Annotated in this window: 12 protein-coding genes; 4 read left to right on the forward strand and 8 right to left on the reverse strand. The window is 40.1% G+C overall.

Annotated features, from left to right (window positions below; genetic code table 11):
- The gene (locus tag FTV38_RS06245; protein ID WP_111885299.1) at positions 1-1185 is read left to right on the forward strand and encodes an iron-containing alcohol dehydrogenase; all 1185 of its coding nucleotides are present in this window, start codon (positions 1-3) and stop codon (positions 1183-1185) included.
- 265 nt (positions 1186-1450) lie between these two features.
- Entirely contained in the window at positions 1451-2872 is a 1422-nt protein-coding gene (locus FTV38_RS06250; protein ID WP_180005059.1) for an APC family permease, read from the forward strand.
- 61 nt (positions 2873-2933) lie between these two features.
- Here FTV38_RS06250 and FTV38_RS06255 read toward each other — a convergent pair whose 3' ends face one another.
- From FTV38_RS06255 to FTV38_RS06265, 3 genes are all read right to left on the reverse strand, one after another.
- Positions 2934-3572 carry a hypothetical protein gene (locus tag FTV38_RS06255; RefSeq protein ID WP_180005060.1) on the reverse strand — a complete coding sequence of 213 codons (639 nt, stop codon included), beginning with the start codon at positions 3570-3572 and terminating at the stop codon, positions 2934-2936.
- Positions 3550-4362, reverse strand: coding sequence for a DUF6502 family protein (locus tag FTV38_RS06260; RefSeq protein ID WP_180005061.1), 813 nt, complete (start codon positions 4360-4362; stop codon positions 3550-3552). The genes FTV38_RS06255 and FTV38_RS06260 overlap by 23 nt, the downstream gene beginning before the upstream one ends.
- 66 nt (positions 4363-4428) lie before the next feature.
- Positions 4429-5625 carry a cupin-like domain-containing protein gene (locus FTV38_RS06265; RefSeq protein WP_180021961.1) on the reverse strand — a complete coding sequence of 399 codons (1197 nt, stop codon included), beginning with the start codon at positions 5623-5625 and terminating at the stop codon, positions 4429-4431.
- 152 nt (positions 5626-5777) lie between these two features.
- Here FTV38_RS06265 and FTV38_RS06270 point away from each other — a divergent pair, with 152 nt between their 5' ends.
- Both FTV38_RS06270 and FTV38_RS06275 read left to right on the forward strand, forming a co-directional pair.
- Positions 5778-6173 carry a hypothetical protein gene (locus FTV38_RS06270; protein WP_078191381.1) on the forward strand — a complete coding sequence of 132 codons (396 nt, stop codon included), beginning with the start codon at positions 5778-5780 and terminating at the stop codon, positions 6171-6173.
- A 70-nt stretch (positions 6174-6243) separates the two neighbouring features.
- Positions 6244-7815, forward strand: coding sequence for a PT dipeptide repeat lipoprotein (locus FTV38_RS06275; RefSeq protein ID WP_180021962.1), 1572 nt, complete (start codon positions 6244-6246; stop codon positions 7813-7815).
- Positions 7816-7909: 94 nt separating this feature from the next.
- Here the strand turns inward: FTV38_RS06275 and FTV38_RS06280 are convergent, their stop codons facing one another.
- From FTV38_RS06280 to serS, 5 genes are all read right to left on the reverse strand, one after another.
- Positions 7910-8410, reverse strand: coding sequence for a hypothetical protein (locus FTV38_RS06280; protein WP_218950253.1), 501 nt, complete (start codon positions 8408-8410; stop codon positions 7910-7912).
- Between the two features lie 168 nt (positions 8411-8578).
- A complete protein-coding gene (locus tag FTV38_RS06285) occupies positions 8579-9058 on the reverse strand; it encodes a tRNA (cytidine(34)-2'-O)-methyltransferase (protein ID WP_180021963.1) in 480 nt (159 codons plus the stop codon).
- 38 nt (positions 9059-9096) lie between these two features.
- Entirely contained in the window at positions 9097-9801 is a 705-nt protein-coding gene (locus tag FTV38_RS06290; protein WP_180007575.1) for a hypothetical protein, read from the reverse strand.
- Between the two features lie 3 nt (positions 9802-9804).
- Complete coding sequence (gene cysG / locus FTV38_RS06295; RefSeq protein ID WP_180021964.1) at positions 9805-11199, reverse strand: siroheme synthase CysG; 1395 nt, start codon at positions 11197-11199, stop codon at positions 9805-9807.
- Between the two features lie 73 nt (positions 11200-11272).
- A complete protein-coding gene (serS, locus tag FTV38_RS06300) occupies positions 11273-12544 on the reverse strand; it encodes a serine--tRNA ligase (RefSeq protein ID WP_168378122.1) in 1272 nt (423 codons plus the stop codon).
- Between the last annotated feature and the right edge of the window lie 6 nt (positions 12545-12550).

The following is a 12550-nucleotide window of genomic DNA, read 5'->3' on the forward strand; positions in this document are numbered from 1 at the left end:
ATGGCTAAACCATATTACGAATTTTTCTGTCCTGTAAAAGTGATTGCTGGCCATGCTGCTTTAGAACACATTCCATTCGAACTGTCTACTTTAGGTGCTAAACGCCCCATGATCATTACTGACAAAGGCGTTCGCAGTAATCAATTACTTGCACCGATTGAAGCGGCATTTGAAAGTACCGAGACGGTGATTGGCTATATTTTTGATGATGTTCCGCCAGACTCAAGTCTAGAAACCGTACGTAAAGCGGCTCAACTTTACCGCGACAACCAATGTGATGCCATTATTGCCGTCGGTGGCGGTTCAGTGATTGATACCTCTAAAGCAACCAACATCTTGGTATCTGAAGGTGGTGATGACTTACTGAAATACTCAGGTGCGCACAACTTACCTAAACCTTTAAAACCATTTTTTGTGATTCCAACAACCTCAGGGACAGGTTCAGAAGTGACTATGGTCGCTGTGGTTTCTGACCCTGAAAAGAATGTTAAAATGGCTTTTGCATCGAATTATTTGATGCCACATGCAGCAATTCTTGACCCACGTATGACGCAAACTTTGCCGCCTCATCTTACAGCAATGACAGCGATGGATGCGATGACGCATGCCATTGAAGCCTATACGTGCATGGCGGCGAACCCGATTTCAGATGCCTATGCAACTGCCGCAATCAAGAAAATTAGCAATAGCTTATTTGGTGTATTAGATAATACCAGCGATGCACATGGGCGCTTAGAACTTGCACAAGCCTCTACGATGGCAGGAATTGCATTTTCGAACTCAATGGTCGGTTTAGTGCATTCATTAGGTCATGCGCTGGGTGCAGTCGCTCACCTGCCCCACGGCTTATGCATGAACTTATTCTTGCCGTATGTGTTGGAATACAACAAAGAAGTGAATGGCGATAAGATTGCTGAATTGCTATTACCACTGGCTGGTCCTGATATTTATGCACAAACACCGGCCAACCTCCGCGCTGAAAAAGCTATTTCAACGCTTTTAGCCATGCGTGACCGCTTGTTTAGTTTGACCAAATTACCACGTACTTTGAGTGAAACAGGTAAAGTGACTGAAGCTCAATTAGATGAAGTGGCAGAGAAAGCACTGAATGATGGATCGATTATTTATAATCCTAAAGAAGCCAGCTTAGAAGACCTCAAAACTATTCTAAAAAAAGCTTGGTAATTGCTGAAAAATAAGCGAATATAGCGAAAAATTAAGCCTGATGTTTTTTTAAACATCGGGCTTTTCACTTGCAGAACGCAATATCAGTTATTTTTTAATCAAACTGGCATAATTTCTGCTAAAAATAATTTCAAAGTTACTGACAAAATGTACCAATTTGGAGTAGATTGGCGCACTTTTGTTTTAAAACGTAGGGGGGATCGTTCGTCTCAAACGATCCTTAGAATATGACTGATCCTTGATCAACGATAAGAGGATAACGCCGTTGACAAATTACTCTGGGACTCAATCTGCAGCAAAACTGAAAAAAAATCTTGTGCTGTGGCATATCATCATTATTGGTCTGGCATATATTCAGCCTCTAACCTTATTTGATACTTTTGGCTTGGTATCAGACGGAAGTCAAGGACATGTCCCAACTTCTTATATTTTTGCACTTGTGGCCATTCTTTTAACATCAATCAGTTATGGACATATGATCCGCCGCTATCCATCATCGGGTTCGGCGTATACCTATGCTCAAAAATCCATTCACCCAAACGTTGGCTTCATGGTTGGCTGGTCATCTTGGCTAGATTATTTACTTTCACCTCTCGTCAACATTATCTTGGCAGATATTTATCTAAGAGCCTTATTCCCAGATGTAAATAACTGGATTTGGGTAATTGGATTGACTGTAATTATGACGGTCATCAATTTATTTGGTTCACGTTTTGTCGCTCGCTTTAACAGTACTATAGTGTTCGTACAGTTAGGGGTAATCTTCTACTTTGTTTATGAAGTTTACTTACTCCTTACCCAAGGTGTTTATGCAGATGGCACTTTAAATCCAGATAAAGCTGGACTTTGGTCACTTGCTCCTTTTTGGAATGAAATGACCACGATTGGTGCTTTAATTGGCGGTGCGACAATTTTGTGTTTTTCTTTCACAGGTTTTGACGCATTAAGTTCATTGGCAGAAGAAACCAAAGATGCTGAAAAAACCTTGCCTAAAGCAATTTTCTCAACCGCATTAATTGCCGGCATTATATTTATTGTCAGCACATATTTTATCCAGCTATTTTTCCCTAGCAATGCAAATTTGTATTTTAATCCATTGGATGAATCACAACCGGTAATGCTGGAAGCGCTTGGCAACACAACAATTTTAACCGCAATTACTGGTATTGCATTCAAAAATCTAGTGCTCTATTTTGCAGTTATCGCCGTTCTTGCTTCAGGTATTTCGGCACATGCGGGTGTATCACGCTTAATGTATGTCATGGGCCGTGATGGTGTGATTAACAAAAAGATTTTTGGTCATATTAGCCCTAAACTCCACACACCAACTTATAATATTTTAATTGTTGGTGTAGTTGCACTTACTGCGGGTTTCCTTGATCTTGAGCATATTGTTAACCTAATCAGCTTTGGTGCATTAACTGCATTCAGTTTTGTCAATTTTTCTGTAATTTCACGTTATGCATTACGTGATGGAAGAACTAAATCATTAAAGGAAATCATTAACTATGTGATTATTCCTACACTTGGTTTTGCCAGTGTATTCCTAATGTGGTTAGAAATTGATGAGATGGCACTTAAACTAGGACTAGCTTGGGCTGTTATTGGTGTTGGTTATTTAGCATACAAAACCAAAGGTTTTAAACACCCTGCGCCGCAACATAACGAATTTGATGATAAATTCTAATCAAGTTTATCTCTAAACAAAAAAGGCGCTTAAAGCGCCTTTTTTGTTTTAAATATACCAATTAAGGTTGTATGGATTTTCTAGATTGCTGAAATTGAATTGAAATTTCTTCACACTTGTCTGGTGTATTGCCTTTTAATTCAACCGATGCTCCATCACCGTGTGACCATATACCATCTTCAACAGTCTCTAAATTTACAGCTGCTTCAAATATATGCTGTTGTTGTGGATAGAGTTTGATATCTATAGGTGTATCACATACTTGTTTTGGAAAATATGGTCTAACCTGCTCGAATAATTGCATGGTTAATGGCATATCACATTGCAAATGAATGGTGACTGGTACGCTATTGGTATTTTTTAAGATCAATTGAACATTTTGCGAATTAAGATCCGCTTGGGCAGCAGGTATTTCTACATACGTTTTTGTGTCAATCGACTGACGATCAAATGGATTGAGGAAGGCTAATTTACGTTCCACGCCATAACAAGAATCCTGCACGGAAGCTGAAAACTCTAAATATCGTGTCCCCAAGATAATTGTTCCGCGGCCATCCCCTGCATGACCGATATCAATGATTGGATCACCTGTACCTTCAATTGTAACCCCACCACTTCGAAAAAACTCTATGTCACAACCCGCTAAAACGCTGATCAAGCCACAAAGGGTTAAAGTCTTAAAATTTAATTTTCGCATCATGTTGATAAACTCCAAAGCGAAATGCACGATTTGCTTCAGGATTCCCGTCATCCATTGCGCAACGCTCCGCGGCAAGTTTTAAAAGTTGTAGTGAGTATTTCTGCCAAAGCTCTAAGCTCATTTCATGTAATTTATTAATCGATTCTTCTGTTAATTCGTCAGCACAAATGGCTTGTTCTAAGTAAGGTATTTCATCAGGATTCAATAAATTATGCAAACCCGCTTCTAAATGCGCTTGAACATTTCGTGTTAAAATTTTACGTGCTTCTAACTGCGAAGGATCAGGAATAAAACGACGCTGTTGTAAATATATCTGCCCATCTTTTTCTGTCGCAATTTCAAGCCTTATAAGCTCGTTGAGTACTGAACGCGGATGACGTTCTGTTGAAATTCTTTTCACCAGCATTTCAAAGCTATTTTCTGACTCACTGCTAAATGGTAAAGAATCCCCCCAACCTTCTGCAAGCCACAAACCCATCACACGTGATGGCACACTAATCGGCTCCGAAACAGTCGCTTCGGTCAAATCCTTACCTTCAGAAATCACTTCTTTATAAGCAGTCACGTCTTTACGGTGTAGGCCAGAAAGTAAACTGATCGCGGAAATCGTCGGTTTTTGATCGATACGCTCTAACTCTTGTACAGCTTGTTGGAAAAAAACCGGTTTCAATGCAGCAGTAAACTCGGTATATCCCACACCTGAGCGAATCAGCCATTGGCTCAGCTCATTCATCAGCACCAATACTTGCTGTAAATTTTGATCTGCCTCATTAGTGAGAAGTTTGCTCATTGAATTGCCATGAAAATTAGACTGCATAAGTGAAATTTTCGCATTGTTTAATCTACTTCACAATTTTTATCTGATGAGATCTTGAGGATATTCAGTAAAAAAATGATTATTTACATTAAAATGCGTAAAAGAAACACTGATCGACATATCTAAACTTTCAACACTATGCCACCAACCAATTGGGATAAATAAGGTTTCCCCTGGCTGCAAAATGCACTCAAACGGCGTCACGTTTTCTAACAGTGGATAGGCTGCTAGATCAGCCTTTACGACGTCTGAAACCTGACTGAATACCCAATGATCGTTATACATATACGGCATTTGCCATGCAGGAATCAAAGTCACTTTCTTACGTCCATAGATTTGTGCCAACATATTATTGGTTAAGTCATAATGCAGTGGCGTAAATGTGCCTGCAGGACCAAACCATAAAAAATGTCGATCTTTGATCTCTTTTTGACAATAACCTTTGGCGAAGTCACCTAGATCTTCACTTATCTTTTGCATGAACTGCTTATTTTGAGCGGCGTTATTCGCAGTTAAATAAATGTCATTGCTACGCTTAGTGGCTTTGATTTGTGCGACAAAATCTTGCATCAAAATAATGCGTTTCAGCTGTACCGATTTTTTTTCAAAATCTTGATACTGCTCACGATGCATCTGGACTTCAACCAACTCATTTTCAAAATGCTGTGCAAAATATTCAGGACTCCATTTATGCAATGCAGGCCAATGTTGCATCCCACCTTTTAAAATGACCGGTCGCATCTGGCTATAATACCGCTCTATAAATGTTTCAAAATCAGGTGTTTCTATGCTATCGATTGTGGATGTACTGTGGTTGTTCAATTGATTTAATTGACCCATCACTTGCAATAGCCAACGCTGTTTATTCTGCTGTTGCTGTAGTTGCTTCAGTTTTTTAAAAATTACGTTATTGTTTACATGCTTTAAAAACTGAATGATCAAATGATTTGAAATATTTTTTTGCTTAATTTTTTCTAAAATTTCAACTGTCTCTAAGCCCTCAAGACTGTAGTCCAAAAGTTCATTTTGCAGCTGTTCTGAAAGTTGTTCATCTTCAGAAAATAAGTATTGATCCACCCTTGGGCTTAATCCATGTGATTGTAAAATTAGACTTATTTTCTGTACATCGCAACCATTTTCAATATTTTCATTCAACCAATTTTGCCATTCCGCCGGTAAGGACTGATACCAATTTTTACTTTGCTTTAGATGTTCACTCTGGCTTTCTACATTCATCTTCACCACTCCACCCTCTTTACAAGTGAAGTATAAATGATCTATTTTAAAAATGCTAAATTTTCGCATTTTATAATTATTTAAACACCGCGAATGTTATGAATCCGACAAAACTCATGCGGAATGACATAACAAAGTAAAGGAGAAAGTTCATGAAAATTCGTCATTTAGTCATCGTTAGCAGTCTGTCTTTAGCTTCAATACCGGTATATGCAGGTTTTGCCGATACCATGCGTGATTTAAGAAATACGCTGAATCAATTTAATGAAACATCCAAAGAAGTATCGAATACCGCAAAAGAATGGACAGGTAGTCGGGCCACGACTAACTCAAGTTATGCTGCAAATGGTTTCAGCATGGGACAGCAACTCCGACCTAAAATTAATAATCTACCGCTTTATCAAACTGCCGATAAATCGAGCCAAGTCATTAATAAACTGTCAAAAAATGCAGATATTATTTTTGCGGGAAACATGACTAAAACAGGTTTGATCGAAGTCACTACAGAACATGGCAATGGCTGGATTGAGTCACACCTTGTTCAATAAATCTAGATTTTAAAAGTTTATACAACTGCATCAGCCGTACATAACAACTTCACTCTATTGAGCACTAGTCATGAATAATAATCACAAAATCAGCATTATCGCTGCTGTATTTACGACATTGGTGGGCTGTGGTGGATCAAGCTCCAATGATGGTGGCGCGACACCTACACCTACACCTACACCTACACCTACGCCAACGCCAACGCCAACGCCAACGCCAACGCCAACGCCAACGCCAACGCCAACAACTGTAGCGGATAAATTCACAGGTGAATGGATTCAAGGGAACTCTGCCCTCGGTAACAGTAATTGCGATTTACCACAAATTTCAATTCATAAAACCAGTGAAAATTCAGTCAGTACACTGAACGAAGAACTAAAATATGCGGTACACAATAGTTCAAGCAAAACCTGCAGCGGTGAATTTATTTCCAAACGCTATCAATTACTTCATGACATGGTTATGAGTGAAATACAGCCTGCTGCAGCTCTAAATAACTTTGAATATCATGCGATTAAGTTTCAACCAGTCAGAGGTGGCGCGACGAGCAACCGTGTCTTAACTTTTTTAAATAATCATTCTTTCTGCGTGATCAACGCGACGATTTCAAATCCAAGCTATATCATCATGCAACGCGGTCTAATTACTGACCCACTCAAGGACAGCCGCTGCTATACAAAAAACTCCAATGAATTCTTCACTAATTTAAAACCGAAAGCCAAAATCACAACTGCAGACTTTAAGTCTGAGAGTTTTATTAATACCACCGACACAGTGAACTTCTTGGCTCAGCTTAATACAATGGGACAAAGTGGTTATAAGTTAATTGGTTATGATTCTAAAACTTTGGACAATGGCAATGTTAATAGCTACATGAAACTTGCCAATGAAAATACGCGTTTCAATCATGTTGTGGCAGATCGTACAGCACCCTCTACCGCTGACATTTATTTTACATGGCGTAATCAGTTAAACGAAAAAGGCAAATCAGGCTATCAATACCTGCATAGCGTCAGACCAACCAATGCCCTGAATTTCAAAGATTATTTTATTAAGAAGGAAAATGATACCGCAACATACACCTATGACAGCGGCTATGTTTCCCCGCTCGTAGACCCAGTGCAACTGGAAACTATGCTCAATACACTGGGTGCCCAAGGCTGCCGTATTATTCAATTCAAAAGCTATTTCACAGGTTTTCGTCCTGAAATTCTGAACGGCAATCAAAACAGTCCTAAAGTTGCAACCTGTATAAATAGCAGCGCACACCATGGCACTTACAGCTATCGCTATAAAACTTACCCAACCGGCAGCAATAGTGTAGAGCGCAGCTTAAAATTACAGGAGTTGATTGATGAGCAAGCTAAAGACGGTTACCGCTTAGTCAGCCGTGCTTTAGATATGAGTTCAACCACCAAAAACGGCATGCTGTTTATGAAAGACAGCGAAAACACTAATGTCGGTGAGTTTAAAGTCTTTAGTGAAACTGTCTTTGCAACGTCGACATTTAACGACGTCTTACTGAAACGTCTTCAGCAGCAAGGTCAACTCGGTTGGTTATACACCAGCGGTCAACTGCTGTTTGCAAATAATCCAAAACATCTACAAACAGAACTGAGTGACTTTAATTTAATTGATTAATTCATGAGGTATCTCGAGCTTTTCCATGTCCTTGATGTTTCGGAATCAAGGACATTGATCATTCAGATAGATCAAAAGGGTTTCAACAAACCACTTATTTTAAGCGGCAGTTAAAACCCATCTTGGTATCTACGATATTTTTTTCATATCCCAAACTTTGAATAAATTGATTTCTATCTGCTACTAGCTGTTGATCAGCAACGCTAAGACGCGCTTTATTTTTTTGAGCCAAGCTGTATGTTTCATTGACTAAGCCTTGATATAGTCCACATACTTCCTGACGCTTTGCTTTTTTCAATTGGCGACCACCATACCAAGTACGCTCAAAATCGTCGGCTTTTAGTGTTTTTCCCCATTCCTCAATACGCTGATTTTGTCTTTGCTGCATTTCCAGCATGCCCTGTTGTACTTCAGCCTTAGTAAAAGGCTTAATCACCTCAACCTTCGGTACAACTGGAACATTTTCTGTAGTTGCAGTGACGGTGACTGGTGTCTGTTCCGTTGTGTTTGATACGGTTGGATTAGCCCAACTCACTGATGAAATGAATCCGGTCGCAATCACGACACCAAAAGCTTTTAAATTTATAGATTTCAAGTTTTAAGTACCCGTTTTATTTCTTCACAGTGTTCTTATACACATTTTTATATTGATGCTGAAGTTATTAAGCCCTTATTTTACAAAACTTCATTGCTGTAAATGGTTCACTGTGCTCACTCCCAATAAAAAACCTCTCGACAGAGCGGCTTTTTGAACAGATCACACTTAGACCAATTCTTTAAAGTTTTGCTGACGCCAAGCTTCATATAAAATCACAGCAGTAGCATTAGACAAGTTTAAACTGCGTGAATTTGGTGCCATCGGTAGGCGAATCCAATGTTCTTTCGGGAACATCATACGGACATCTTCTGGCAAACCACGTGTTTCTGGCCCCATCAACAATGCTACAGGACGGTTTAAATCAGAGGTATGCGGTGTTTCAAAACCTTTGGTGGTTAATGGATAAATGGCATCCATCTCAATACCTTGCGCTTTTAAGCCCGCAAGGCATTCTTCAAAGTTTTCCCACACTTTCATGTGTGCCCATTCATGATAATCCAAACCTGCGCGGCGAAGTTTTTTATCATCCAGCTCAAAACCTAATGGCTTGACCAAATGCAACTGCGCTCCAGTATTGGCACATAAACGAATGATATTCCCTGTATTTGCAGGAATTTCTGGCTCGTATAAAACAACATGTATCACGTATTTTCTCTATATTAAATTGTTTGATAAATACATATTTACCAAGATTTGACCAACTTCACTTTTGCAATCCCCCATGGGACTGCTTCAAGTCCTGACGATTCATCATTTAGAAAATCTTCAATTTCAGACTGTCTTGAAGAATCATCAAATAAATTATTGTAATTAAGTTCTAAATTGAATTTCTCACAAAGCCTATCTGCAAGATGGTGACAATGAAAACTGTGAAAATCTCCACAAGGTTCTATGCCAATATAGTCATAGCCTAAAAGTAATTCATTTGTATCTTCAGGTTCAACAATTACCTTCTTCAAACATGCATAAAGGCCGACCTCTCCTATATTAGGAAAAGCAGGTTTATAAATTTCAAGAATATCCTGTCTATATTCTTCATCAATATACATTGATAATAAGTGAACATTTTGACAATGCTCAAAGAATTTATGCTTATATTCTAAAGCAGTTTCAATATCGTAAAAGAGGCTGATCCAACCAACCTGATCTTGCAAACTATGTTGATCAGCCCACTTCCGCAAGTTACTCAATTGCAAATTAGACAAATTAAACTGGCTTTGTACATCTTCTATTTTAAAATGTGCATTTTTAACGCATGAATAAGACCAATCGCTAATCAAATGATCATTAATGCAAGAACTGCAAGTACGAATAAATTGATTAGCCCTGTTCAATAATGCATGCTGTTTAAGCCGCAACAAATAATAGCCAGCAAAATAATAGGCCATCCATCAATCCAGCCATTGAAGCTGTTCACGCAGACTCACCACATCACCAATAATCGTCAATGTAGGCGCCTGAATTTGGTATTCACTGACTTTAGATGCAATATCTGCCAATGTCCCGACCACGACTGTTTGTTCAGGTGTCGTCCCTTTAGAAACCAATGCGACAGGCATGTCTGAACGCTGCCCATGCGCGATGAGTTTCTCACAAATTTTTTCTAGACCGACCAAGCCCATATACAGCACAAGCGTTTGATTTTGATAAACCAACTCATTCCAAGGCAGCTCAGGCGAACCTTCTTTCAGATGGCCTGTCAGGAAGCGTACACTTTGCGCATAATCACGATGCGTTAAAGGAATCCCTGCATAAGCCGAACAACCAGATGCAGCAGTAATCCCTGGAACGACTTGGAAGGCAACGCCTGCCGCAAAAAGTTCCTGAATTTCTTCACCGCCGCGGCCAAAGATGAATGGATCTCCGCCTTTTAAACGGCAGACACGTTTGCCTTCACTTGCATATTTCACCAGTAAGGCATTGATGCCTTCTTGCGGAACAGCATGATTAGATCGTGCTTTACCTACGTAAATTTTTTCAGCGTCACGGCGGCAGAGGTCCATAATCGGCTGAGAAACCAAACGGTCATAGATCACCACATCCGCTTGCTGCATTAAACGCAGGGCTTTTAAGGTCAGCAGTTCAGGATCACCCGGCCCTGCACCCACCAAATACACCTCGCCTTTCGGCTGTTTCCATTCCAATATGGCCTGTTCAATCAAACGATTGGCTTCGGTCAAATTGTCATTAAATACCTGCTCTTTGAGCGGACTTGCATACAAGTCTTCCCAAAAAATACGGCGTTCATCTGGATTGACGATTTTGGATTTAACGGCTGCGCGCCACTTACCTGAGAACTCAGCCAGTTTGCCCATGCCATGCGGTATTGAGCTTTCTAACTGGGTGCGTATTTGACGCGAGAGTACTGGCGATGTGCCATTGGATGCAACGGAGATGACCAGCGGAGAACGGTTAATAATCGCAGGAACCATAAAACGGCAATGCGGCGGATCATCAACACTATTGACCAAGACATTTTCAGCTTCGCAGGCTTCAAATACCGCCTGATTGACAGCTTTGTCATTGGTTGCTGCAATCACTAAACGAAACTGACGCAGCGCAATGGCATTTTCTTGATAAACCGATTCGTGATAAATCGAGTTGAGATATTGACCTTGGGTTTTATTAACCAAGCTCAATAAATCATCTTCAATTTCAGGTGAGCAAACTGTCAGCTGAGCGCCCGCTTTTGCAAGCAGCACAGCCTTTCGATATGCAATTCGACCACCACCAACAATCAGACAAGGTTGCTGCTGCAACTTCAAAGAGATTGGAAAGATATCCACACACGACCTCAATAGTTTAAATCTGATTGTCTTAAGCAATTTTTGTGCACAAATATATGCACTTTATCGACTATTAATCGATAAATTCAGCACCGCCCATATATGGACGAAGTACTGCTGGAATTTCAATTGAACCGTCTGCACGTTGATAGTTTTCCATCACGGCAAGTAAAGTACGGCCAACGGCCAAACCTGAGCCATTCAGCGTGTGCACAAACTCAGTTTTCTTTTGGTCAGCACGGTAACGCGCTTTCATGCGGCGTGCTTGGAAGTCACCCATGCATGAGCAAGATGAAATTTCACGGTAGGTATTTTGACTTGGTACCCAAACTTCTAAATCATACGTTTTGATTGCACCAAAGCCCATGTCGCCGCCGCAAAGCACGACTTTACGGTATGGTAAACCAAGCGCTTGCAAGATTCCTTCAGCATGACCTGTTAACTGTTCCAATGCTTCCATTGACGTTTCAGGTTTTACAATTTGAACCATTTCAACTTTGTCGAATTGATGCTGACGAATTAAGCCACGCGTATCACGACCATACGAACCTGCTTCACTACGGAAACATGGTGTATGCGCTGCATATTTTAATGGCAAACGTTCTGGGTCAATGATTTCGTCACGCACGAAGTTGGTTACAGGCACTTCTGCAGTAGGAATCAGGTAGTATTCTTTTTCGCCTTGAAGTTTAAATAAATCTTCTTCAAATTTAGGCAATTGGCCTGTACCACGTAAAGAGTCTGCATTAACCAAATAAGGTACATAAGCTTCGGTATAGCCATTTTCCAAGGTATGTGTATTTAACATAAATTGGGTAATTGCACGTTGTAAACGCGCCAATGGGCCTTTGAGTACGCTAAAACGAGTACCTGTCAATTTAGTTGCGGTTTCAAATTCTAAACCACCCATCATTTCACCAAGATCAGTATGGTCTTTGACTTCAAAATCAAACTGACGTGGTGTACCCCATTTTAGAACTTCAACATTGTCATTTTCGTCTTTACCTTCTGGCACAGACTCATGAGGTAAATTTGGAATCGATAAAGATTTGGCTTCGAGTTCAGCCTGAAGGTCAGAAAGTGCGAGTTCTGCCGCTTTAATTTCATCACCAATGGCAGACATACGTGCCATGATTTCAGATGCATCACCGCCAGCTTTTTTAATTTGACCAACTTGTTTTGCACCAGCATTACGTTCAGCTTGTAACGACTCAGTTTTAGACTGAATTTCCTTACGGCGAGCTTCAAGGTCTGCCCACTCTGCTACGTTGAGTTGAACACCACGTTTTGCTAAGGCTAAGTTTACAGCCTCAATATTATTTCTGAGTAATTTCGGGTCGATCATAGCCAA

Origin of the sequence: Acinetobacter sp. YH16044 (assembly GCF_013417145.1) — a bacterium.
Taxonomy (GTDB): domain Bacteria; phylum Pseudomonadota; class Gammaproteobacteria; order Pseudomonadales; family Moraxellaceae; genus Acinetobacter; species Acinetobacter amyesii.